The 23,345-nt window shown below is 65.7% G+C and carries 18 protein-coding genes and 2 pseudogenes; 7 read left to right on the top strand and 13 right to left on the bottom strand.

Going from position 1 to position 23,345, the window contains the following annotated elements; genetic code table 11:
• Positions 1-83: 83 nt before the first annotated feature.
• Entirely contained in the window at positions 84-1,016 is a 933-nt protein-coding gene (locus I2E26_RS00240; RefSeq protein ID WP_195419157.1) for a 1-phosphofructokinase family hexose kinase, read from the bottom strand.
• 133 nt (positions 1,017-1,149) lie between these two features.
• Positions 1,150-3,147: a fructose-specific PTS transporter subunit EIIC gene (locus I2E26_RS00235; RefSeq protein ID WP_195419156.1), complete on the bottom strand. Its 1,998-nt coding sequence runs from the start codon at positions 3,145-3,147 to the stop codon at positions 1,150-1,152.
• A gap of 227 nt (positions 3,148-3,374) precedes the next feature.
• Between I2E26_RS00235 and I2E26_RS00230 the strand changes: the two genes are divergently transcribed.
• Positions 3,375-4,241, top strand: a complete 867-nt coding sequence (locus I2E26_RS00230) for a MurR/RpiR family transcriptional regulator (protein WP_195419155.1) — start codon at positions 3,375-3,377, stop codon at positions 4,239-4,241.
• Between the two features lie 89 nt (positions 4,242-4,330).
• Here I2E26_RS00230 and I2E26_RS00225 read toward each other — a convergent pair whose 3' ends face one another.
• Positions 4,331-6,496: an NAD(+) synthase gene (locus I2E26_RS00225; protein WP_195419154.1), complete on the bottom strand. Its 2,166-nt coding sequence runs from the start codon at positions 6,494-6,496 to the stop codon at positions 4,331-4,333.
• 241 nt (positions 6,497-6,737) lie between these two features.
• On the opposite strand from I2E26_RS00225, the gene I2E26_RS00220 reads away from it, so the two are divergent.
• Positions 6,738-7,634, top strand: a complete 897-nt coding sequence (locus I2E26_RS00220) for a hypothetical protein (protein ID WP_147587898.1) — start codon at positions 6,738-6,740, stop codon at positions 7,632-7,634.
• Between the two features lie 90 nt (positions 7,635-7,724).
• On the top strand, positions 7,725-9,206 hold the full coding sequence (locus tag I2E26_RS00215) for a hypothetical protein (protein WP_195419153.1): 1,482 nt from the start codon (positions 7,725-7,727) through the stop codon (positions 9,204-9,206).
• A gap of 310 nt (positions 9,207-9,516) precedes the next feature.
• Here I2E26_RS00215 and ettA read toward each other — a convergent pair whose 3' ends face one another.
• On the bottom strand, positions 9,517-11,196 hold the full coding sequence (gene ettA / locus I2E26_RS00210) for an energy-dependent translational throttle protein EttA (RefSeq protein WP_195419152.1): 1,680 nt from the start codon (positions 11,194-11,196) through the stop codon (positions 9,517-9,519).
• 203 nt (positions 11,197-11,399) lie between these two features.
• Here ettA and I2E26_RS00205 point away from each other — a divergent pair, with 203 nt between their 5' ends.
• Together I2E26_RS00205 and I2E26_RS00200 are read left to right on the top strand one after the other, a co-directional pair.
• Positions 11,400-12,260 carry a tRNA threonylcarbamoyladenosine dehydratase gene (locus tag I2E26_RS00205; protein WP_195419163.1) on the top strand — a complete coding sequence of 287 codons (861 nt, stop codon included), beginning with the start codon at positions 11,400-11,402 and terminating at the stop codon, positions 12,258-12,260.
• Positions 12,261-12,270: 10 nt separating this feature from the next.
• On the top strand, positions 12,271-13,029 hold the full coding sequence (locus I2E26_RS00200; RefSeq protein WP_195419151.1) for a TatD family hydrolase: 759 nt from the start codon (positions 12,271-12,273) through the stop codon (positions 13,027-13,029).
• A 22-nt stretch (positions 13,030-13,051) separates the two neighbouring features.
• Here the strand turns inward: I2E26_RS00200 and I2E26_RS00195 are convergent, their stop codons facing one another.
• The 9 genes and pseudogenes from I2E26_RS00195 to I2E26_RS00155 form a co-directional block, all read right to left on the bottom strand.
• A complete protein-coding gene (locus tag I2E26_RS00195) occupies positions 13,052-13,726 on the bottom strand; it encodes an SGNH/GDSL hydrolase family protein (protein ID WP_147587903.1) in 675 nt (224 codons plus the stop codon).
• A 382-nt stretch (positions 13,727-14,108) separates the two neighbouring features.
• Positions 14,109-14,222 (bottom strand): annotated as a pseudogene (locus I2E26_RS00190) (SgcQ protein); the annotation flags it as partial.
• Between the two features lie 89 nt (positions 14,223-14,311).
• Entirely contained in the window at positions 14,312-15,184 is an 873-nt protein-coding gene (locus I2E26_RS00185) for a PfkB family carbohydrate kinase (RefSeq protein ID WP_195419150.1), read from the bottom strand.
• A 93-nt stretch (positions 15,185-15,277) separates the two neighbouring features.
• Positions 15,278-16,246, bottom strand: coding sequence for an SIS domain-containing protein (locus tag I2E26_RS00180; protein WP_147587907.1), 969 nt, complete (start codon positions 16,244-16,246; stop codon positions 15,278-15,280).
• Between the two features lie 78 nt (positions 16,247-16,324).
• Positions 16,325-17,185, bottom strand: a complete 861-nt coding sequence (locus tag I2E26_RS00175) for a sugar phosphate isomerase/epimerase (RefSeq protein WP_195419149.1) — start codon at positions 17,183-17,185, stop codon at positions 16,325-16,327.
• 13 nt (positions 17,186-17,198) lie between these two features.
• A complete protein-coding gene (locus tag I2E26_RS00170) occupies positions 17,199-18,758 on the bottom strand; it encodes an amidohydrolase family protein (protein ID WP_195419148.1) in 1,560 nt (519 codons plus the stop codon).
• 12 nt (positions 18,759-18,770) lie between these two features.
• Positions 18,771-20,234 (bottom strand): YfcC family protein, encoded by a 1,464-nt coding sequence (locus I2E26_RS00165; RefSeq protein WP_195419147.1) that lies wholly within the window; start codon positions 20,232-20,234, stop codon positions 18,771-18,773.
• Positions 20,235-20,470: 236 nt separating this feature from the next.
• On the bottom strand, positions 20,471-21,205 hold the full coding sequence (locus I2E26_RS00160) for a GntR family transcriptional regulator (RefSeq protein WP_195419146.1): 735 nt from the start codon (positions 21,203-21,205) through the stop codon (positions 20,471-20,473).
• 84 nt (positions 21,206-21,289) lie between these two features.
• Positions 21,290-21,973 (bottom strand): HAD family phosphatase, encoded by a 684-nt coding sequence (locus I2E26_RS00155; protein WP_195419145.1) that lies wholly within the window; start codon positions 21,971-21,973, stop codon positions 21,290-21,292.
• Positions 21,974-22,334: 361 nt separating this feature from the next.
• On the opposite strand from I2E26_RS00155, the gene I2E26_RS00150 reads away from it, so the two are divergent.
• Positions 22,335-22,946 carry a hypothetical protein gene (locus tag I2E26_RS00150; protein ID WP_195419144.1) on the top strand — a complete coding sequence of 204 codons (612 nt, stop codon included), beginning with the start codon at positions 22,335-22,337 and terminating at the stop codon, positions 22,944-22,946.
• A gap of 2 nt (positions 22,947-22,948) precedes the next feature.
• A pseudogene (locus I2E26_RS00145) lies at positions 22,949-23,345 on the top strand (hypothetical protein); the annotation flags it as partial.

Raw genomic sequence — 23,345 nt, 5'->3', positions numbered from 1 at the left:
GGCAGCTTCAAGCACGAGCCGCAGCGGCTACGGCGTCAGCCACGAGCCGACGCCGATGCCCCCGCCATCCCAGATTTCTCGGCCTATCGAACCCGACGGATCTCGACGAGGGGCTCGTACTCGGCAACGCGCGCGAAATCGCCAAGGCCGGCGCACTCGACCACGTTGGCGCCCGTGGCCATGGAGCGTCGAAGGGCGTCCTCGACGCGCGCGGGCTCGAACGCCCAGATGGAGAGGAACGCCGCGAGCGAGGAATCGCCCGCGCAGACCGTGGAGAGCACCTGGACTTCGGCGGTGTTGCGCGCAAACCAGAGGCCCGTGCCATCCGAGAAGTAAGCGCCGTCGCCGCCCAGGGTGAGCAGCACGTTCTTGGCGCCCCGGGCGTGCAGCTCGCACATGGCGGCCTGAACGCCATCGTCGTCGCCCGCGCGGACGTCGAGCCCGAAGATGTCGCGCAGCTCGTCGTCGTTGGGTTTGATGAGCAAGGGCTCGAGCTCGAGCAGGTCGACGAGCTGGGAGCTGGAGATGTCGAGCACGAACTCGGCGTCCCGCGCACGGACGCGCTCGATCACGCCGCGCAGGAAGCCCTCGGAGGCGAAAGGCGGCAGGGAACCGGAGATGACCAGGCAGTCGAGGTCCTCACGCGACTCGATGAGCTCGAACATGGCCGCCTCGTCGGCAGCGCAGATCGGCGCTCCGGCGTTGACCATGTTGTACTCGATGTGGTCGCCCGCGTTGAGGAAGACGTTCACGCGGGTGATGCCCTCGGTCCAGACGGGCTCGACGGCAACGCCGCGCTCGCGGGCGCTCTCGACGATGAAACGGCCGGAAAAGCCAGCGAAAAAGCCCAGGATGGTGGTGTCGACGCCATAGTGGTCCAAGGTGAAGGACACGTTGAGGCCCTTGCCGTTAGGGCTGTAGACGGCATCGCGGGTGCGCGTCACGGTGTTGGGTGCGAGACCATCGCACGAGACGTTGTAATCGATCGCGGGGTTGGCCGTGAGCGTGTAGATCATGAGGTGCCTCCTTCTTGACGCATCGCGCGTGGGTGCGCCGAACAAGCATGTAGCAAGAAGGCGCGCCCGCCCCTTCTCGTCGCTCGGGACGCTGGGCGGACGCGCGTTCCAGGGGTGGACTGGGAAGCGGGCGCTATGCCAGGCGGGCGTTGATCATCTCGGCGAGCTTGGCAGGGTCGCCCTCGGCCTTGAAGGCCCGCCGGAAATCATCGTCGGTGAGGGCGGTTGCGACCTTGGAGAGGATCTGCAGATGGCCTGTTCCCGCCTCGGACTCGGGTACGAGCAGCGCGATGGCGCAGGTCACCGGGGCGCCGTCCAAGGTCTCCCAGGAGGAGATGCCCTCGGAGGACTTGAGGACCAGGACGGAGGCGCGCTTGACGGCATTGGTCTTGGCATGCGGGATGGCGTAGCCATCGACCATGCCCGTGGTACCCTCGGCCTCGCGAGCCAGGAAGGCGGCCTTTAGGGTGTCGAAGTCGGACGCGATACCCTGCTCGACGGCGGTCTTGGCGACCAAGTCGAGGGCGGCGTCGCGGTTCGAAGGCGTCGCGACCAGGATGTGCTCGGGCTTCACGAAGCCCTCGACCGCAGGCGCGGCGAGAGCGGGCTCAGCACCCTGGACGGCCTCGGCCATGGCCGGGGCGGCCTCGGCGGCCTTATCGTACTCGTGCTTCTTGAAAGCGACGAAGAGGATGCCGCCGACGACGGTGCCGATGGCGATCGCGAGGACCCACATGGGAGCGTTCTCGACGACGGGCAGGACCAGGAAGCCACCGTGGGGCGCCGGGTCGTGGACACCGAACATGAGGCTCAGGATCGAGGCGATGGAGGAACCGATCATCATGATGGGCATGACGGGCCAGACGTTCTTGGTCATGAACGGGATGGCACCCTCGGTGATGTGGGTGCAACCCAGGATGAAGTTGACGATACCGGCGTCGTGGTCCTCCTGGGAGAAGTACTTCTTGCCCACGATGACGGCGAAGGTGGTGATCAGCGGCGGGACGATGCAGGCGGCGGAGACGGCAGCCATGAAGTTGGTGCCGAAGTTGTAGGTCTCGGTGCCCACGCCGGCGGCGAGCGCCTCGGTGAGCATGGCAGTGCCGGTGACGTAGGCGGCCTTGTTGACCGGGCCACCCATGTCGACGGCGCACATGCAGCCGATGGCCAGACCGAGCACGACGGCGCCGGAGGCGGAGAGGCCCTTGAGGAAGTCCATCATCGCGGTGTTGATGGCAGCCATCGGGCCGGAGATGCCGAGCATCACAAGGCCGACGATAAGCGTGGAGAACAGCGGGTACAGGAAGATCGCCTTGAGGCCGTTAAGGTTGGCGGGAAGCTTGGCGAAGACCTTCTCGAGCGCCAGGATGACGTAGCCCGCGAGGAAGCCGCCGACGATGCCGCCCAAAAAGCCAAAGCCCACGCCGGTGCCGCCGGCGTCGATCAGGCCGGTCTCGGCGTTGACGGGCAGGCCCTGGATGGCGATCATGCCGGCGACGAAGCCGGGGACGAGCGCCGGACGCCTGCCAATGGACTCGGCGATGTAGGCGGCGAGCACGGGCACCATGAGGTTCATGGCGACGCCGCCGATGATCTTGAGCATGGCAGCGAAGCTGTTGTAGTCGGCAGCGGTGGAGTCGAAGGAGGTGATGCCCCACAGGAAGGACAGCGCCGTGAGCACGCCGCCGGTGACGACGAACACGAGCATGTGCGAGACGCCGTTCATAAGGTGCTTGTAGAGCTGATGGCCCAGGGACTCCTTCTCGGCAACCTCCTCGGCCACGACCGTTGCGGCCGCGACGGCAGGATCGGCCTTGGCAACGAGCGCTGCGTCGATGAGCTTGCCAGCGGACTCGACATCGATGGCCTTCGAGACACCGACGGACACCATGGGCTTGCCAGCGAAGCGCTGGGCCTGGACGTCCTTGTCGGCCGCGACCACGACGGCGCGGGCGGCGGCGATCTGCGCGGGCGTGAGCTCGTTTTCGATGCCGACCTGGCCATGGGTCTCGACCTTGATGGTGAGGCCGCGTTGAGCGGCGGCCTTCTCGAGAGCCTCTTTGGCCATGAAGGTGTGGGCGATGCCGGTGGGGCAGCCCGTGGCAGCGATGATGTCGTACGTTTCTGCCATGTTCCCTCCCTATCCTCGTGCGCCCCTCGCTAGGGCGCTTGTTGACAACTCGAATCTATCACGCAGGAGTTTGACGGGTTTCTTTCATCCTTGCTACGTACCATGAAAGGTACTTTTGAATCGGTAAGCGGTATGAAAGTTCCATTCTTCGGTATATCGATGAAAGTTTGCAATCATATCCAACGTAATTGGGTATGCTGGTTTCATACCACCCAAAGGAGGCATCCATGACCAGCACCACCGAGCAACCCAGCGCGCTCCCCCTGCTCACCTCCTCGCGCCAATTCCTCAGCAGCGAGCAGCGCATCGTCGATTTCATCCTGGGAAACATCGACCGCGCCCCGCACATGACGAGCGCCCAGCTCGCACGCGCGAGCAAGACCTCGGAGGCATCCGTATCGCGCTTCTGCAAGAAGCTCGGATTCAAGAACTACCGCGCGTTTCAGTTCTCGCTCGCCCGCGACCTTGCGACGCAGACCGGCGACGTGCAGATCACCCGCGAGGTCTCGCTCGACGACGTGGCGCAATCGCTCGCCAATATAAAGAATGCCAAGGTACGCGAGATCGAATCGACCATCGACGCGCTCGACGAGCAGACGCTCCGACGCGTGGTGGAGCTCTTCGCGCATGCGGGGACGATTCTGTTCGCCGCCGTCGGCAACACCACCGCGGTCGCCATCGATGCCTCGATCAAGTTCGGGCAGCTCGGCCTTAAGAGCATCGCGAACACCATCACCGAGAGCTCGACCTCGCTCGCACTGACGCTCGGCGACGGGGACCTGCTGGTGCTCATCTCAAATTCGGGCAAGTCCCAACGACTGCAGCGCATCCTGCACGCCGCTCGCAACGGGGGCTGCACGGTCATCCTCGTCACGGGCGATGCGACCTCGCCCCTTGCCCGCCAGGCCGACATCGTCCTGCGCACCATCAACTACGAGGCACTCCTCACAACCGCGGACTTCACGTTCTCAAAGATCCCCGCCATGCTCATCATCGAGATCATATATAACTTCTTGCTACCCCTCCTACCCGGCGCGCGCGACGCGATCAGCGGCTACGAGGAGCTCATCCAGCCGGACAAGGAGATGGAGTAGCGAGACTACAACGCGATTGGACAGCAAGTTCCCTCATGATGAATGGGGCGCCCACGCGAGCCAAACGGCCACGTTGGCGCCCCATTCCCTTACTCCAGAGAGTCGACCTCGGCGAGCCATAGCGCCGCGGAGGCGTCACTGGGCATGCGCAGGTCGCCGCGCGGGCTCACGCTCACGGAGCCCACCTTGGGACCGTCGGGCAGGCAGCTGCGCTTGAACTGCTGCGCAAAGAAACGGCGATAGAACGTGCGGAGCCAGGCCAGGATGACCGCGGGCTCGTAGGAGGGCTCGCCGTCCGCGGAGGGCTCGGCGAACGTGCGGCGCGCCATGCGGTAGATCTTGGAAGGCGAGAAGCCGAAGCGCAGCATGTGGAACAAGAAGAAGTCGTGCAGCTCGTAGGGCCCCACGAGCTCCTCGGTGCACTGAGCGATCCGCCCGTCGCCCGTAGGCGGCAACAGCTCCGGGGAGACCGGGGTGTCCAGGATGTCGCGCAAGGTCTCGGCGATATCGCCGCCGAAGACGCCAGCCGCATGGGCGACCAGATGGCGCACGAGGGTCTTGGGCACGCTGGCGTTCACGCCGTACATGCTCATGTGGTCGGCGTTGTAGGTAGCCCAGCCCAGCGCGAGCTCGGAAAGGTCGCCCGTGCCGATCACGAAGCCGCCGAGCTCGTTGGAGAGGTCCATGAGGACCTGGGTGCGCTCGCGCGCCTGCGCGTTCTCGTAGGTGACGTCCGTCACGGCAGGGTCGTGCCCGATATCGGTGAAGTGGCCGCGCACGGCGTCGGCGATGGGGATCGTGCGGAAGTCGACGCCCAGGTGCTCGGCGAGTCGCTCGGCATTGGACTTGGTGCGGCTCGTCGTGCCGAAGCCGGGCATGGACACGGCGTGGATGCCCGTGCGCGGCAGCCCGAGCGCGTCGAAGGCGCGAACCGTGACGAGCAGGGCGAGCGTGGAGTCGAGACCGCCCGAAAGGCCGATGACGGCCGAGCGGGTGGACGTGTGCGCAAGGCGGGTCTTCAGGCCCGCGGCCTGCAGGTTGAAGATGGTCTCGCAGCGATCAGCCAGGTCGTCGGCGCCAGCGGGCACGAAGGGCTTGCGTGGTGCGACGCGGGAGGTCTCAAGCGCGGAATACAGCAGCGGGTAGCCGCCGAACAGGCGCGCGGCGCCCTCGGAATCGGGATCGACGGACGCCTCGAGCGCAGGCGCGCAAGCGGCATCGGCCGCGCCCCCAGCATTGCCGGGAGATTCCGCGTCCGCCGTGCCGCCCTCGCACGGGCAGCCAGCGCAGGAGGCCGCGCCCGCGAACGAGAACGACACCGCCTGGCCGCACGAGGGGCCAAGGGCGGACGGGCCCCACGTGGTGGAGCGCCGGCGCTCGGCCATCAGGCGGTCGAGGTCCACATCGGCCACGACCATATCGCAGGTGAACAGATCGGTGGAGGCGAGCAGCGAACCGTTCTCGGCGATTAGGTTTTGACCGGAGAAGACAAGGTCCGTGGTGGACTCGCCCTCCCCCGCGTTCGCGTAGGCATACGCGCAGTACAGGCGCGCCGACTGGCCGCATACCAGGTCGCGACGGTAAGCTGCCTTGCCGATGACCTCGCTCGAGGCGCTCGCGTTGAGGATGACGGTCGCGCCCTGGCCCGTGGCCATGTCGGTCGACGGCGGAGCGGGAACCCACAGGTCCTCGCACACCTCGACACCGATGGCGATGTCGCCCAGCCCCGTATCGGAGCAGCGATAGACGATGTTCGAGCCGAGGGGCACGCTCGCGCCGAGGAACGGCACCCAGGTCACGTTGAGGGGCGCGGGGGCGAACCAGCGGCGCTCGTAGAACTCACCGTAGTTGGGAAGGTGCTGCTTGACCGTGAGGCCCAGCAGTTCGCCGGCGCAGCACGCGGCGACGCAGTTGTAGACCGCGGCGCCGACGGCCACGGGAAGGCCCACGGTGAAGAGCATGGGCACGTCGGCGGTATCCTCGAGCAAACCCGCCAGCGCGACCTCGCTCGCGCGGATCAAGGTGCGGTCATGGAACAGATCTGCACACGTATAGCCCGTAAGGCAGAGCTCTGGTAGAACCAGCGCGCCCACGCCCTCGCGCGCGGCAGCGTAGACGCACTCGAGAATCGCCGCGGCGTTGCCGGCGACATCCGCGACGCGGATCTTGGGCGTCGCGGCGGCGATACGGAAGAATCCGTCGCCGGCGCCCACGCCCGCCTGGCCGCACGGCCCGTAGAAGAACAGCTCGTCCATGAAGGCTCCCATCTAGATAGTCAGCTTCTCTCATTATACGCGCGGGCACCCCGTGGCGCGCAGGGCAGCCGTGCGCCGGTGCAAGGCCGCATCCGCCATTCTCCACACGCTCTCCTTGTGTGTTGCTTCTTTCTGTTAACGCGTACATTCGCGTTCCACCGGGCGCCCACGGGTACCAAAATAGCGAGACCAAAACCAATTTGCATCGGACGGCCCCGCCGCCCCAACCATAGGAGCACACATGGCATCGGAATTCCCCAAGTACACCGACCAACAGCGCACGCGCGTCGTAGCGCAGGGCAGCGTATACACGCGCCCGCGTGAAAACGCATCGATCGGAAGCACGCAGCCCATCATGAAGCAAGAGGGCCTATTCGCCGGCATTTCGGTGCCCCAGGTCCTGGCAAGCGCTGCGGCGGCGGCCACCTCGATGCTGCTGGCCTCGAAGATCGGCATCGCCGGCTCGGTGATCGGAGCCGCCGTAAGCTCGGCGGTCACCATCGTGGCAACCCAACTGTACCGTCGCGCGCTCACCGCGGGGGCCCGCAAGCTCCATACCGTTTCCGCCGGCTCCGCCGAGCGGGCACCGCAGGCCACAAGCGCCGCGCCCGCGTCGCAAAACCCCTATCTGCGCAACTCCGCGCAAGGCGCGCGCCTCGCGCCAACCAAGCTTCAGGCACGGGCCGCGGCGCAACGCGCGGCGACCCAACGAAAGATCGCGGTCGCCTCGATACTGGTAGCCGCGCTCACCGTCGGCCTGGTTTTTGCCGCCATCATGCTGGGGACCGCGGGAGAAGGCCTGGGAACCAAGCCCGCGCCGCTGCTCGCGCAGCATGAAGCCACGCAACAGGCCAGCGGTGACGATCAGGCGTCCATCGATCCCCCGGCACCGGACGCCGCCCCGCAGCCATCGACGCCCTCGACGGACGCCCCGACTGCGCCCGATGCCGATAGCGACCAAGCAGCAGAGGCAGCTCCCGACGACGGCGCGGCCGACGGTTCGGCTGACAGCGCACCGCAATCCGGATCATCCGCCACCGACACCGGGTCGACCGACGCGGTCCCCCCATCGAATACCGCGGCGGACGGGTCGTCCGAGCAGGCGGCGCAGCCGACGGATGGCGGCGTCACCCGGTAAGCGGTTTGGCAGCGCGTCGTAGGGCGCGGAGCCACGTGTCTGCATGCGATGGTACTATTCGTATAGACCAAACCTACGAAGGAACAGACCATGGCACGCAATCAAACTAACAAGCCCGGCCTCACGCCCGGCAACGTCGTATTCCTCTATGGAGTCCTGCGCGATGCGCTCGGCACGGGCAAGCAGACGTTCATCACGCATGTGGAAACGGCCCTGGCCGACAAGCGCCTAACCGCCGCCGACCTCGGCTTCGATTCCACCCAGGAACTCCTGGAGAGCCTTGGCGATGGCATCAAGCTCACCATATTCAAAGGCGGGCGCCTGTACGCCACGGTCGTCGAGCACCCGGAATGGGATGCCGCGCTCGCCGGAGCAAGCAAAAAAGAAGAGCGCAAGCCGGGCGCGAAGGGCAACAAGCCCTGGAAACGCAAGAAGGGCGACAAGGCCATCAAACCCAGCTGCCCCAAGCGCGTCAAGCGCGAACCCGAGCCGAAGGCCGAAGCCCATACGGCGGTCGCGCCCGCATCCAGCGCTTCCGTAGCCGATACATGCGGCGACGCCGTCGAAGTCGCCGCGGCCGCGCAGGCGACGGCGGAATCGTCCGGCGCCGACGCGCACGACGGCCAGGCGCATCGTCTTCGAAACGCCAATTTCTCGCTCGAAGACGAGGAGCAATGCGGCAAGCCCAAAGACACCGAATCCTCTGATGCGGTCGACTCGACGGGCACGCCCGAATCAGATGCCGCATCCGGTACCGAGCCGTCCATCGAGGCCCAGCCGGAGCCGAGCATCGCGGTAACCATTGTCTACGACCCTTATACCGGCATCGACGAAGAAACCGTCATCAAGCCCACGCCTGGTGCATATATCCCCGCTCAGCCCGACATCTTCATCGGACAAGCCGCCATGTGCCCGCCCCCCGCGCCCGAACCCGCGCAGGACCGCCCATCCACCCCTGAAGCCGCCCGCGCGGCAACAAAGGGAGCGTCGCCCGCTCCGGAAACCATGCACGCTCGGGCTTCGCGTACGCCGGCAGGCACCGCTTCGGCCGCGATGGCGGCACCCGCTCCCGCAGCGAGCTCAATCGACCCATCGACCGCCGCGCCGCTGCCGCACGACGATCCCCAAGCAGCCAAATCGGAATCGCATCACGACGCGCCCTCCGATACCATACCCGCCGATGCACCGGCTCGTCCCGACGCCAGCCGAGAGCTGGAAACATCGACCGCGCGAATCGGTGCGATGGAGGAACCTGCCGCAGATCGACCGCCGCTACCAGACGATCTTCCCGTCGATTTCGCAACCGACGTCTATTGCCCCGGACCGCAGCTCCACCAGCTCACGCTGCTGTACCCCTTCGGCGCCGACGTCCTGGGCATCGTGGGCGAGTACTTCCACCTCTCCTGCGAGCGCGGCGATATCGACGCGAACCGCCGGCGCGCCTCGTTTAGCATCCGCTACCTCGATAACCGAGAGCGCAAGGAGGCTTTCGTCCGCATAACGCATCGAACCCAGGCCGGCACCGGCCCTCTCTGGTCGATCAGCGCCGTAGAGATCCCGGAGGAAGCCTAACCGCACCTCCCGCAGTGCGCATCTTCGCAGCAGGGATTCCCCAGACGACCATTGCACGCACGCGGCGACGCAGCACGCGCAAACGCACAAGCCCCGAATCAGCTCCCTCGCACCGATTCGGGGCTTGATCTATTCTGGTTGAAATTCCATGGGCGGCACCGTCGAAAGCGCGTTCGAAGCAACGGTTCCCGCAAAATCGAAGCGGTGCCGGGCGGATGCATGCGCACGCGCGAACAGTTGCCGCGCATCGACCCTTCCCCAAGGCCGAGCGCGTGCGGGCAATGTGCGCGCACGCGCCCATTCCATACGACTAGTCTCGCGTGAGCTTGCGGCGGATGCGGTGCGGCTTGGCGGCATCCTCGCCCAGACGTTCGATACGGTTCTCCTGATAGGACTCGAAGTTGCCTTCGAACCAATGCCAATTGCCGGGATTCTCGTCCGTGCCCTCCCACGCAAGGATGTGGGTGGCCACACGGTCAAGGAACATGCGGTCGTGGCTGATCACGACGGAGCAACCGGGGAACTCGAGCAGAGCCGACTCGAGCGACGACAAGGTTTCGACGTCGAGGTCGTTCGTAGGCTCGTCGAGCAGCAGCAGGTTGCCGCCCTGCTTGAGCGTGAGCGCGAGGTTCAGACGGTTGCGCTCGCCACCGGACAGCACCCCCGCGCGCTTCTGCTGATCGGAGCCCTTGAAGCCGAAGCTGGCCACATAGGCGCGGCTGGGCACCTCGGACTCGCCGACCTGCATGATATCGAGGCCGTCGGACACGACCTCCCACAGATTCTTATCCGGGTCGATGCCCGCGCGGTTCTGGTCGACATAGGAGATCTTGACGGTCTCGCCAATCTCGAGGTTGCCGCTCGTGAGCTCCTCCAGGCCGCAGATGCACTTGAAAAGCGTGGACTTACCTACGCCGTTGGGGCCGATGACGCCCACGATGCCGTTGCGCGGCAGCGTGAAGGAGAGGTCGTCGATGAGCACGCGACCGTCGAACTCCTTATGCAGGTGCTCGGCAACCAGGACCTTGGCGCCCAGACGAGGTCCCACGGGAATGCGGATATCGGTGTAGTCGAGCTTCTGGCTCGCGCGAGCCTCGGCCTCCATCTCCTCGTAGCGAGCCAGACGAGCCTTGTTCTTGGCCTGTCGGGCCTTCGGAGAAGAGCGAACCCAGTCGAGCTCGGCCGCCATGCGCTTGGCAAGACGCTCGTCGCGCTGGCCCTGCGCGGCGATACGCGCCGCCTTGGTCTCCAGATAGGTGGAGTAGTTGCCCTTGTAGGGATACAGGTGACCGCGGTCGACCTCGCAGATCCATTCGGCAACGTGATCGAGGAAGTAGCGGTCGTGCGTGACGGCGAGCACGGCGCCGGGATAGGTGCCGAGGAAGTGCTCGAGCCACAGGACGGACTCGGCATCGAGATGATTGGTGGGCTCGTCGAGCAGCAGCAGGTCGGGCGCCTCGAGCAGCAGCTTGCACAGGGCGACGCGGCGGCGCTCGCCACCGGAGAGCACGTTGACCGGCGTATCGGAATCGGGCAGCTGCAACGCATCCATGGCCACGCCGAGCTTCGAATCGATATCCCAGCCGTCGGCCGCATCAATCTCGTCCTGCAGGCGCCCCATCTCGGCCATCAGCGCATCCATATCCGCGTCGGGGTCGCACATCTCCTCGCTGATCTTGTTGAAGCGGTCGACCTTGGCAAGAATGTCGCCAAACGCCATGCGAACGTTCTCGATGACCGTCTTGTCGTCATCCAGCGGCGGCTCCTGCTGCAGGATGCCCACGGTGTAGCCGGGCGTGAGGCGAGCGTCGCCATTGGAAACCTCCTCCAGGCCAGCCATGATCTTGAGAAGGGTGGACTTGCCCATGCCGTTGGGGCCCACGACGCCGATCTTGGCACCGGGATAGAACGACAGCGTCACGTCATCCAGGATGACCTTGTCACCATGTGCCTTGCGCGCCTGGTACATCTGGTAGATGAATTCCGCCATTATGCTCCTTTTACCTTGTGCGAACACATCTGAACGTGCCCATTGTCGCATGGACTGCGCTGATCGCGCAGCAGGCGCACGGTAAAACCATGGGCGCCGCGCCGCGGCATATCTATAATGGTTTCAACCGCGATCAACGGACCGCAGCGACCGCGAACGAAAGGATGCCCGTGACCACTCCCCGCGAAGACGACCAGAGCACCATCCCATCGGCTCCCTCCACGGGCGCGACCGCGCCCGAAACCGCCAAGACCAAGCTCGAGGTCATCTTGGGAGCCGACGGCGTATCGCGCCTCGAGCAGGCGCGCGTGGCGGTCTTCGGGTGCGGCGGCGTGGGATCAAACTGCATCGAGGCGCTCGCCCGTGGCGGCGTGGGCACGATCGCCATCGTGGATAAGGATGTCGTCGCGCCCAGCAACATCAACCGCCAGGCCATCGCCTACCACAGCACCGTCGGACGGCGCAAAATCGATGTCACCCAGGCCATGATCGCCGACATCAATCCGGATTGCCGCGTCATCGCGCGCCACGCCTTCGTGCTCGCCGAGAACATCGAGGAGCTGCTTGCCGAGCTTGAAGATGCTTGCGGGGGCCCGTTGGATTACATCGTCGACGCCATCGACACCGTATCAACCAAGCTCGCCATCGCCAAGCTCGCCGAGGAGCGCGGACTGGCGCTCATCAGCTCGATGGGAGGCGCGAATAAACTGCATCCCGAATGCCTGCGCATCGCCGACGTGCATAAGACGGTCAACGACTCGCTATCGCGCATCATGCGCAAGGAATGTCGCAAGCGCGGCATCAAGCACCTGCGCGTCCTCTATTCCTGCGAAGAACCCATGCATCTGAAGGCCCGCGAAGGCGCGGCGCGCAGCGAGCGCAGCGATCTTGGCACCGCGAGCTTCATGCCGCCCATCATGGGGCAGATGATCGCCGGCGAGGTCATTCGGCAGATCTCCGGCGTCGGCGTCTCATCCGACACCGCCTCCGCCCTCGCCATGCACGATGCCGCGCAGCGCGGCGTGCTCGGCGGCCGCAAGGGCGGCGGCAAGAAGAGCTCTTAGGGAACCGCGCATGCAACGGCTCTTCGACATGCACTGCCACCTATCCGCCATGGCCAACGCCGACGAGGTGGCGCTCGATGCGGCGAGGCTCGGTATATCCCTGATCAACATGTCGGTCTCCCCCGCCGATGCACGCGCGGCGGAACGTCTTGCCGCCCATGGGAACGTCCGCCTTGCCCGGGGCCTGCATCCTTGGTGGGTGGCGGACGGCGCGGTCGAGCTCGACGAGATAGAGCTCGCAGCCGACGCATGCGCCGCTTCAAGGTTCGTCGGGGAGGTCGGCCTCGACTTCTCGAGGGCGCGCGAGAAGAGCGCCGAGGCCCAGATCGAGGCGTTCGAGAAAATCGCCCGGGCTTGCGAGGCCCGCGCTGCCGAGGGCAGGGTCCTATCGATCCACGCGGTTCGGTCCGCGGGGTCCGTCCTCGATATCCTCGAGGCCCATGGCATGGCGGGAGGGGCCGCCTGCATCATGCACTGGTTCTCAGGCACGAGCGACGAGCTCGCCCGGGCACGAGACCTGGGCTGCTACTTCTCCGTCGGAGACCGCATGCTCGCGACGAGGCGGGGCAGGGAGTACGCCAGGCAGGTACCCGCCGACAGACTCCTCCTCGAGACCGACGCCCCGACATCGTTCGGCGAGGACGGCGCCGCCGGGGAGATCGAGGCGCGCCTCCTCGCAACCGCTGCGGCCCTGGCCGATCTGCGCGGAGAAGAAAGGGAGCCCCTCCTCGACCGCATGGCGCGGACGAGCGAGGAGCTCCTCGGGTAGAAAACGATCGCGGACGCGGTCCCTATTGCCCCGCAAGGGAGACGACGACGTCGGCGAGGGCCCGCGCGAGCGCGCCATGGCCCTCGGGCGACAGATGGATATGGTCCACCGGACTCGGCTCGCATATCTCAGACGCGTCCAGGAACGCACACCCCTGCTCGTCCGCGATGACGCGGTACGCCGTCGCGACCTCATGCGACACCGCCACCGAGCGCATGTCGAAGGAGGATAGGACCACGTCGCGGATGCCCTCGCCGATATGCGGGGGCGAGACGATGACGATCGACGGCCGACGGCACCCCGGTGCCCAGGGGAAGCGCTTCACCGCGAGCACAAGCGACTCCACGCCCCGCGCGATATCGCTCGCAGGCAAGCCGAAGCACGTCTTCATATCGTTGGTGCCCAGCATGATGATGACGCAATCCAGCGGCTGGGCGCTCCCCAGGGCGCACGCGAGGGCGCCCATGCCGCACAGACCGGGCTCGAAGGGGTCGTCGTGCACCGTGGTGCGCCCCGACAGCCCCTCCTCCACGACGCGCCAGCCCGGTCCGAGCAGGCGCTGCATCGTCCCGGTCCACCGCGTTTCGAACGGATAGCGGGCGCGATCTCCGGCGGCCATCCCGATCGGGTCGTACCCGAACGTGTTGCTGTCTCCAAAGCAGAGCACCGTCTTCAAGGCGCCCCTCCCCTCCATCATGGCACCGACCCTCCGGCGAGCGGTCAAAGCCTATGCATATCCTCGCGGTTCCGCTCGTAGAGCGCATCGAACATCTTCCGACGCTCGCGGTAGAGCTCATGGACGTTCGGGTCCGGAGCGATGAGCTCCCCCTCGCCCACGCGCTGGACGAGCTCCTCCCAGCTGGCGCACGCCCCGCCGCCGAGCGCGGCCCTCCTCGTCGACCGGGACGCAGTCGCACCCGAGCGCCGAGAGGCCAACGCAGCCGATATCGGCCGGATCGACGCCGGAGGCGTCGATGAGCTCGCGGGACAGCTTGCAGAAGTCGCCCCACCAGACCTTCCAGGACCGCGTCGACGCCGCCCTCCTGCAGCGCCTCGAGGTCGCGCTTGGCGGCGTCGGCGACGGACGCGATGGCGCCGCCAGGGTAGTACAGCGGGTCGCCCGGCAGGGGCTTGAGGTGAAGGAGGCCGATGATGGGTTTCTCGGTCCCGAACAGCTCGGTCTGAAACGACATTTCCACTCCAATCGATTAATCAAAATGAAATGCCCGATGCCAAAATGAAGCGGCGGGACGCATCGATGCGCCCCGCCGTCGCGTTCAAACTAGACCTCGTAGGCCATGGGATGCCCCCAGCTGCCCTCGATCTTGCACGTCTCGGCAGCGAAGCCGGCGGCTAAGTCGAGGCACGCGGCGATTGCGTCGGGGCCGTCCTCGCCGGCCTTCTGCTTGGCGAGGTAGGTCACCAGGAACGCGGTGAGCAGCGAGTCGCCGGCCGCCATCGCGTCCTTGAGGTCCTCGGGCGCCACGGGCTTGATGCCTTGCTCGTAGAAATGCTCTCCATCATAGGCGACCGAGCCCAGGCTGCCGCGCGAGGCGCAGGCGAAACGGGGGCCGAGCTTGCAGACCCACTCGAGCTTGGCCTTGATCTCATCCATGGGCGCATCTCCCATGGACATGAAGGCGTAGGTGACGAAGGGCGCGATCTGCTCGAAATACTCATCCGTCGAGTCATCGGAGAAGTCGAAGCTGATCGGCACGCCCTCGGCGTGGATCTTGGGCAGCTCGCGCTCGGCAAAGCAGTAGTTGCCGCTATGAACGAGGTCGAAGCCACGGACATACTCGGCCGCGAAGCGGTCGATGACGTAGCGCATATCGCCGCGGACGCCGCCCTCGTTGGAACCGAGGAAGATGCGGTCGCCGGTCTCGTCGACGGTCACGCGCGCGGCGCCGTTGACGCCCACCACCTGCTGGCAGCGCGCGAGCTCGACGCCCTCCTCGCACAAGGAGGAGATCACGTGCTCGGCCTCGACGTCCGAGCCGAAGATTCCCATGTAGGCGCTGCGGTCCACGCCGAGCTTCTTGGCGAAGACGGCGAAGTTCACCGCATTGCCGCCGGGATACATGGTGGCGATGTGCTCGTACTTGTCGACGACGTTGTCTCCAAAGCCCAGCACGCTGATGGGATATGCGTTCATGGTCACTCCAATCGATTATCTTGCCGCACGGGCGGCTCGGCGAGACGGCGCCGATGTCCTGGCGACGCCGCCCCACGGATGCGCGGATAGCCCTTAGTACTTCTCGATGCCCATGTAGCGGCGGACGTCGGGATGGTGGTCGAAGACCTTGCCGCGCGCGGAGCGCAGCTCGCAGTTCATAGCGTAGAACAGGATCGGGTCGAGGAAGGCGCGGACGCTCTGGGGAACGTCGCCCATGCCGTACTCCATCGCGTCGAGGACCATGAGCGTGTCGGTGTGGGTCTCGAGGAAGGCGAGCGCGCGCTCGTCCATGGCGCGGCACTCGGAGGAGCCCATCTGCAGGAAGTAGAAGACGCCGGGCTCGGTGACCTCGAAGGGCCCGTGGAAGTACTCGCCAGAGTGGATGTAGGCGCAGCTCTGCCACTGCATCTCCATGAGGGAGCAGATGGCGAACCCGTAGGTCTGGCTGAAGACGGGACCGGAGCCGAGGATGTAGAGGAAGTCGTGGTCCTGGCAGAGCGCGGCGAAGCGGTCGCCCAGCTCGGCGTTGACCTTCTCGCGGGCGGCGGGCAGGATCTCATCCATCTTGGCGATGCCGGCGTACATGTCGGCGAGATCGGCGTAGCCCTGCTGCTGGTCGAGGAGCTCGGCTGCGAGCGCTAGGGAGATGCCCGCGGGGACCTCGGCCTGGGGCACGCCCTCCCCCCACGGGTAGACCCAACAGGCCCACTCGCCGCTGTCGATGCCGGAGCCGGCGTTGTCGGTCATGGCGATCACCGTGGCGCCGGCGGCCCTGGCGATGCCGCAGGCATCGATGACCTCAGGGGTGTTGCCGGAGTGGCTGCAAGCGATGACCAGGGACTTCTCACCGAGGCGCTTGGGGCGCATGATGTCGAACTCGCGGGCGGTATAGGCCTCGGTGGTGAAGGAGGTCGCCTCGCGCTTCAGCAACTCGTGGGCGGGCAGCAGGTCGATGAGGGATCCGCCGCAGGCGATCCAAAAGACGCTGTCGAAGGAGCCCTTCTCGGCGATAGCTTCGGAGATGAGGTCGTGTGCGTTCATATCGGTGTGCTTCCTTTCTGTTGCGGCCATCAGGCCGCGATGATAGATGATGCGCTCAATGGGAGCAGGGTCGCGTCCCTAATCCACGAGGTAGCGCTCGAACGCGCGCATGTTGCGCTCGTCGGCGCCCGCGGGATCGTCGAAGTAGCGGCCGTCGGTGATCTCCTGTGCGAGGTAGCCCTCGTACCCGTGGGCATTCAGTACCGCGACGAACTCGTCCATGTCGTGCTTGCCGTCGCCCCAGACCAGATGGCCGTACGGATCGCCGTCGATGAAGTGCATGTTCTTGATCGACCCGTCGCCGAACTCGGCGAACCACTGATCGAGGGTCTCCCCCGCGACGCCCATCGCCGTGGTATCGACCATCGGGGCGATGTTGGGGCTCGCGACCTCGTCGAGCATGCGGCGGGCGTCCGCCAGGGTCACGACGAGGTTGGACTCCTCGGGACGCAGGCTCTCCATCGTGAGCGTGACGCCATGCTCGCCGGCAAAGTCCGCGAGGATGGAGAGGTGCTCGCGGGAGCGCTTCCACGCCTCCTCGCGGTCCTCGTCCCAGTCGCCCCAGCCGGAGTTGATCGACATGTACGGGGCCCCGAGCACCTCGGCGAGCTCGATGCCGTGCTTGAAGTATGCGATGCTCCTCTTGGCATGGAGGGGCTTCCTCGCGGCGTACTGCCACGGGTAGACGACGTTCTCGGGGCACAGCGAGCTGACGCTCAGGCCGCGGGACGCGATCTTGCGGCGGAGCTGGTCCGCCTCGAAGTAACCCGTGTGGTCGAGGGTCACGTGGGGCTCGGCGCCCCAGAGCTCGATGCTCTTGAAGCCGATGCGCTGCTGCGCGTCGAGAAAGTAGTCGAGCGACCACATGACGTAGTGGATGTTCATTCCGGAGATCTGCTCGCGCCTCAGCTTCGGCGCGGATGGCGTGGTCTCGCCCATGCCCATCACTCCTTTACGATTCGTAGACGATGCGACCGTCGGAGACCGTGAGCGCCACGCCCAGGGATCGGGCGTCGCGCGGGTCCACCGAGAAGGCGTCGGCGTCCAGCACGCAGACGTCGGCGAGCTTGCCGGGCTCGAGCGTGCCGAGCTCGTCCTCGCGCTCAAGGTCGTAGGCGCCGCCGAGCGTCCACGCCCTCAAGAGCTCCGCGAGGGTCAGGGTGTTGCCCTGGTTGACGGGCAAGCCGTCAGCGAAGTACCCGCCGCACGCGCTGTAGATGGAATCACCCAGATGCGGGGTGAGCAGGGGCAGGTCTGTGCCACAGCACACGATGCAGCCCGCGTCCACCATGCCGCGGCGGTTCCAGCTGTGCTCCAGCCTGGTCTCGCCGATCTGCCGACGCATCGTAGACAGGCAGTCCTCGCGGGCGTCCAGGGTGAGGATCTGCGGGTACACCTCGCAGATGCCACCGATGGATCCGAACGCCTCGAGGTCGGCGGGGTCGGAGTTCTCCAGGTCCGTGATGGAGTGGCGCCTGGCGAGCCGGCCCCGCTCGTCGCGGGGCAGATCGCGGTAGAGCGCGACGGTCTTGCGGACCGCACCGTCGCCCTGGCAGTGCAGGGAGTAGCGGAATCCCTCGGCGTCGACCTCGGCGAGCTCGCGGGCGATAAGGTCCCACTCGGGCTCCTCCACCACCGTCTTGCCGGCGGCGCCGGCGTCGGCGCCCTCCTCGTAGGGCTCGATCATCTCCGCGAGCCCGCACCACAGGCCGCGATCGGTCATGCGGTTGAAACCGGAGAACCTGACGAACGGGCCCTGGAAGCGGTCACGGGCGGTACGGGCGTACGCGAGGTCGGCGCCGCGGCCCACGGGCTGGCTCATCATGTCCACGCGCACGGTGAGGTCGCCGGCGGCCTCGCGGCGCGCCATCTCGTCGGCGAATCCGTAGTAGTCATCAAAGCACATCTCCTTGATGGCGGTGACGCCGCGCGAGTTGAGCATCCTCATGTAGTCGCCGTATGCCTCGCGTACCTCATCGAGCGGGAGGTAGTCGGCCATGAGGCGCCAGATCATCTCCGCATAGCAGGCGTCCGGCGTGAAGCCGTAGCGCTCGCCGGCGGCCGCGTTGAGGGCGCAGGTTCCGGCGCCCTCGGTGAAGGCGACGGCGGGCGTCGCCGTGAAAACCTGGTCGAGTGCTCGGTCCAAGTCGGCGCCGAGAAGGCATTCCGGCAGGTTGCGCCCGAGGGCGACGGGAGCCCCCTCATGGGCGGCGGTCCAAGCGAGGAGCGCGTCGGCCGCGTCCGCCGGCGTCGACGCCGAGGAGAGGTCCGCGCCGGTGCGGCGGAGGACCCACCCGGTGAAGAACGTGTGGACGTCGACCAAGCCGGCCATGATCGTCCTCGTCCCCATATCACGGACCTCGTCCGCGGATTCGACGAAGGGACCCGAGTCGGCGGCCGGCCCGACGGCCTCGATCCGGTTGCCGCGGATCGCGACGAACCCATCCATCGGATGATCGTCGAGGCCGGTGAACACGCTGCGGGATAGCAGTACCAGTGAGCGCTTTGGCATAGCCGACCTCCCCTAAACCGGCAGCATGCCGGAGATCATGGTCGCCACGAGACCGAATATCACCATGAAGATGAAGAACTTCCAGATGGTCTTCCACCATTGGCCGAACGAGATCTTCGCGACCGCGAGGCCCGCCACCGTCATGCCGGCGACGGGGCTGATCGTGTTGATGGTCTGGTTGGCGAACTGCAGGGCGGTGACGGCAGCCTCGGGGTTGAGGCCCATGAGCTCGGTGAGCGGACCCATGACGGGCATGGTCAGCGCGGCGAGGCCGGAGCTCGAGGGCACGAGGAAGGACAGGATGCCCAGCACGATGTACATGAAGGTGGTGTAGATGAACGAGGGGGCGCCGGCGAGCATGGTCGCGAGCCAGTTGAGGATGGAGTCGATGATCATGCCGCCCTCGGCCACGACCAGGATACCGCGGGCGATGCCGATGATGCAGGCGGCGTAGGCGAAGTCGGCGAGACCGCGGACGAACTCCTCCGCGATGGTCTTCTCGTCAAGCCCGCCGAGGATGCCGGCGAGCAGGCCCATGGCGAGGAACACCATGGAGATCTCGTTCATGTACCAGCCCTGCGTCACGAGGCCCCAGACGATGACGCCCATACCGATTGCGAAGTCGATGAGCACGAGCTTATGACGGAAGGTGAACTCCTCCTCGATCGAGGAATCCTTGACGGCGAACTCGATACGCTTCTGCTTGTCGTCCTCATAGGTGACGGACGACTTGGGGTTGAGCTTGACGCGACGGGCGTAGCGCATGGCCCAGAAGATGCCGGCGGCCGTGAAGATCACCCAGAGGACGGCGCGAAACCAAAGCTGCGGATTGCCCTCGATACCGATGACGCCCTGGGCGATCAAGACGTTGAAGGGATCGATCGTGGACGCGCAGTAACCGAGGTTGGGACCGAGGAAGCAGATGATGAACGCCGTCATCGAGTCATATCCGATGCCCATCATGATCGGGATGAAGATCGCGTAGAACGGCAGCGCCTCCTCCGACATGCCGAAGGTCGAGCCGCAGATCGAGAGCAGGACCATGGTGATCGGGATGATCAGGATGTCCTTGTTCTTGAGCTTCTTGACCACGCGGCTCATGCCCGCATTCAAGGCGTTCGTCTTGGCCAGCACGGCGAACGATCCACCGATCAGCAGGACGAATCCCACGACGTCGGCAGCAGCCTGGATGCCCTTGGTGGGAGCCTGGAGAACGGCGTCGAGGCCCTGGCGAAGGTCGACCTCCTCGCCCGTCTCCGGATCGGTATAGACCTTGTCGACTTCATGATAGGTTCCAGCAACCGCGACTTCGCGCTCGCCCGCGGCGGTCTGGATAGCCTGGCGGTCGAACTGGCCGGACGGGACCACCCACGTGAGGACCGCGAAGAACGCGATCAGCAAGAAGGCGATCGTGTAGACGTGAGGAAGCTGAAGCTTGAATCTGCGCTTGGGCTTCTCCCGCTTGGGATCTGACATGTTTCCCTCCTATCCCGATTGAGACGCTCGTCTGTATTTCCCACTTCTCAAGCAAACGTCTCAGGTTGTTCTATTTGATACCAGGAGATTTGGGGGATGTCAACGCAAATATGCAGTTGTCCTAGGATGTTCTATGTACGGTATAGAATCAGCGCTGAACGGCGCTATCCGGTCCATGAAAAACGCCGGGCACCCCGAGACAGGGTGTCCGGCGCATGATGCGCAGCTTGCTGCCTCTAGATATGGAAGCTGTAGCGCGACCCGACGTAGAACTGCCTGCCATAGCAGAACGGAACATGATCGGCATCCAAGAAGCCGACGCTCATGTAGAACAGGGGCTCGCCCACCGGGACCTCGAGCTCGCGCGCGACGTCGACGTCCGCGCGGGCGATCTCAAGACGGCACGGATCGGACTCGACGGGGAAATGCCCCGTCCGCTCGCCCACCACTCGAAAGATAGAGCAATCCGCGAGGTCCGCCTCGCGGAGAAACTCGAACCCCTCGACGGGGTAGTAGTTGTTCTCGAACAACACGGGGATACCGTCGGCGGTGCGCAGACGGCTGACCAGGGTGAGTTGGGAACCCGGGCGAATGCCGAAAAACGCCGCCAAGGCGTCATCGGCCTCAATCAGCGCGCAGGATACGGGGCGCGCGCCCGGGTGCGTCCCGCTCCCCCTGCACGCGTCCGTGAAGCTCTGCACATCGCCCTTCTGATGCACCGTGCGAACCATCTTGGGCGTCATGACGAAGGTGCCGCGGCCCTGCCGCTTGGTGAGGTAGCCCTCGCCGACGAGCTCCTCGATAGCGCGACGGACCGTGACGCGCCCGACGCCGAACATCCTCGACAGCTCGAGCTCGGTGGGAATCTGGGAGTCGGCCGGGTAGGTCCCGTTCTCGATCTTGCCCTTTATGACCTCCAGCACCTGCTGGTACAGCGGTGCGGCGGATCCGCTATCAAGCTGCGTGCCCACAGCGACACCATCCCTTGCGTAGAATCATCCTTTGCATCAATTCTACCGCACGCGAACGGGCAGCCGCTCGCCAGTGAAAACGGTTTAGCGGGCGTGCGCCTCCGCGGCCTCGATGAGGTCCGGGATCCGGTCGATGATGACGTCGGCCATCTCCTGCGTGAAGCCGAAGCGCTCCTCCCGCTTCGCGAAGACCGTGAGGCCCGCGCGCTTGCCCGCGGTGATCCCGGGCACGGAGTCCTCCACGCAGCAGCACTCCTCGGCAGACAGGCCGAGGGATTCCAGCGTATGCAGGTAGATCTCCGGGTTCGGCTTGCTCTCGTGGAACTGCTCCCCCGAGACCACGACCTCGAATATGCCGTCGAGCCCGCAGGCGTCGAGCACCTTGACGATGCTCTTCATCGGGCTCGAGCTCGCCAGCGCGACGCGCACGCCGCGCCCATGGAGCTCGGAGATGGTCTCGGCAACGCCGGGATTCATGATGGATCGGTAGTCGCACGCCTCGTGGCTCGCCCATTCCTCGAAGGTCGCCTCCGCCTCGTCGCCCGTCAACTCGCGGCCCACGCGGCGCCACCAATCCTGTAGGGTGCTCTGGAAGGTCTGGTGCGACTGGCCGACGAGGGCGATGACCTCGTCATCGGATACGGGCAGGCCGTTGTCGTCGGCGAATCGGCGCTCCTGGTCGGTATAGAACGCCTCGGTGTCGACGATGACGCCGTCCATGTCGAAGATGACGGCCAGATACGGAAACCCAACGTTGGTATCGCTCATGCGCGCGCTCCTTGAACCTGCGCCGCCGACCCCGCGGAATGGCGACGGCACGGCGCCCACCGCGAATCGGGGCGCTCCCCCTATATGTTCCAGCAAGACGGTACCATACCCCGATGCCTCGCCGCGACCGTTCGGCGGCTTGAGAGATTTTTTTAATTTCCGCTTGAATCGCCCTCACCCCCCGAATATAGTGAAGGCGCACCGGGAAGGTGCGCGCTAGCGTGAGAGATGTATGAGCAAGTAAGCAGTAGCAAGCAAGGAGATGTTTAGCATGACTTCGTTCTTCCCCACTTCGCAATTCAATAACGACGATTCCCATTCGGTCGCCGCGCCATCTCGGCACGCAAGGAGGGGTCGCACCATGTACTACAAGATCATCGATGAGGACGGTCTCCGCTTCGGCCGGGCGCTCGACGTCTACACCACCGGCTCGACGCCGATCGACGACGGCGGGTACGACAACGAGTACAGCGAGCTCGGCAAGCTGATCCACGAGCTCAAGTATGAAGACAGGGACCCGGCGGCATGCGAGCGCATCGTCGACGAGATCTTCCAGATCGCGCTCCCCTCCCTCAAGGACCTCGGGTTCCTGAAGGTGAGCGAGCTCACGGTCGTCCCCATGCCTTCAACCAGCAAGCGCGAGTTCGACCCGGTCTCGCACCTTGCGAAGAAAATCGCCGACCACTTCAAGCTGGCATATCGCGACGACATCCTCTCCAAGGGCAGCGAGGTACATGCCAAGAGGCTCGAGCGCGGTCGCGAGTTCGCCGATGGGGACTTTTCCGCCATCCAGTTCTCGGAGGCACCCTTTGACGACGGCCCCTACCCGATGCCGCTACTGATCGCCGACGATATCTACGGCGAGGGCCGCTCGCTGCGAGCCTGCCTGCGCGCGCTTAAAAACTCCGGCCATGACGAGCGCGTCTACTACCTCGGCATGGTATACACCCGCAACCACGGCCTGACGAGGTAATCATGATCGCTTACGACCAGCACCGTGCCGTCGGTGACCCGGCGGCGCCCGTCGCCCCCGCCGATCGCCCCGTCGTATTTCTCGCGGGCTCGCGCGTCGGCGTATCGAGCGGTCGGCTCCCGAACGCCGTCCGCGATCGCGTGGGCACCATCGTCCGCCGCGGCATGCGCGTCGTCATCGGCGACGCGAACGGCGCCGACCGCGCCCTGCAGATGCTCCTGCGCGAGCTCGGCCATAAAGATGTAAGCGTCATCGTCGGCGGAACGGGGCGCGTGCGCAACCTGGCGGACCCCGACTGGCCCGTCGAGCGCATCGGCGCGGACTCCCCCCTCACGGGCAAGGCGCTCATGACGATCAAAGATGAAGCCATGGGCGAGCGCGCCACGCACGGCCTCATGG

This window comes from Collinsella sp. D33t1_170424_A12, assembly GCF_015554865.1.
Taxonomy (GTDB): Bacteria; Actinomycetota; Coriobacteriia; order Coriobacteriales; family Coriobacteriaceae; genus Collinsella.
The sequence above is the reverse complement of the archived record's forward strand: the minus strand, read 5'-3'. Positions and strand labels throughout refer to the sequence as shown.

What these genes read in the sequence shown, in the direction of transcription:
- I2E26_RS00215 (WP_195419153.1), top strand. Translation starts at nt 7,725, where the DNA reads ATGGCACGCAATCAAACTAACAAGCCCGGCCTCACGCCCGGCAACGTC.
- I2E26_RS00230 (WP_195419155.1), top strand. Translation starts at nt 3,375, where the DNA reads ATGACCAGCACCACCGAGCAACCCAGCGCGCTCCCCCTGCTCACCTCC.
- I2E26_RS00195 (WP_147587903.1), bottom strand. Translation starts at nt 13,726, where the DNA reads ATGATGGAGGGGAGGGGCGCCTTGAAGACGGTGCTCTGCTTTGGAGAC.
- I2E26_RS00170 (WP_195419148.1), bottom strand. Translation starts at nt 18,758, where the DNA reads ATGCCAAAGCGCTCACTGGTACTGCTATCCCGCAGCGTGTTCACCGGC.
- I2E26_RS00235 (WP_195419156.1), bottom strand. Translation starts at nt 3,147, where the DNA reads ATGGCAGAAACGTACGACATCATCGCTGCCACGGGCTGCCCCACCGGC.
- I2E26_RS00200 (WP_195419151.1), top strand. Translation starts at nt 12,271, where the DNA reads ATGCAACGGCTCTTCGACATGCACTGCCACCTATCCGCCATGGCCAAC.
- I2E26_RS00155 (WP_195419145.1), bottom strand. Translation starts at nt 21,973, where the DNA reads ATGAGCGATACCAACGTTGGGTTTCCGTATCTGGCCGTCATCTTCGAC.
- I2E26_RS00165 (WP_195419147.1), bottom strand. Translation starts at nt 20,234, where the DNA reads ATGTCAGATCCCAAGCGGGAGAAGCCCAAGCGCAGATTCAAGCTTCAG.
- I2E26_RS00185 (WP_195419150.1), bottom strand. Translation starts at nt 15,184, where the DNA reads ATGAACGCATATCCCATCAGCGTGCTGGGCTTTGGAGACAACGTCGTC.
- I2E26_RS00150 (WP_195419144.1), top strand. Translation starts at nt 22,335, where the DNA reads ATGTACTACAAGATCATCGATGAGGACGGTCTCCGCTTCGGCCGGGCG.
- I2E26_RS00225 (WP_195419154.1), bottom strand. Translation starts at nt 6,496, where the DNA reads ATGGACGAGCTGTTCTTCTACGGGCCGTGCGGCCAGGCGGGCGTGGGC.
- I2E26_RS00175 (WP_195419149.1), bottom strand. Translation starts at nt 17,185, where the DNA reads ATGGGCGAGACCACGCCATCCGCGCCGAAGCTGAGGCGCGAGCAGATC.
- I2E26_RS00240 (WP_195419157.1), bottom strand. Translation starts at nt 1,016, where the DNA reads ATGATCTACACGCTCACGGCCAACCCCGCGATCGATTACAACGTCTCG.
- I2E26_RS00220 (WP_147587898.1), top strand. Translation starts at nt 6,738, where the DNA reads ATGGCATCGGAATTCCCCAAGTACACCGACCAACAGCGCACGCGCGTC.
- I2E26_RS00180 (WP_147587907.1), bottom strand. Translation starts at nt 16,246, where the DNA reads ATGAACGCACACGACCTCATCTCCGAAGCTATCGCCGAGAAGGGCTCC.
- ettA (WP_195419152.1), bottom strand. Translation starts at nt 11,196, where the DNA reads ATGGCGGAATTCATCTACCAGATGTACCAGGCGCGCAAGGCACATGGT.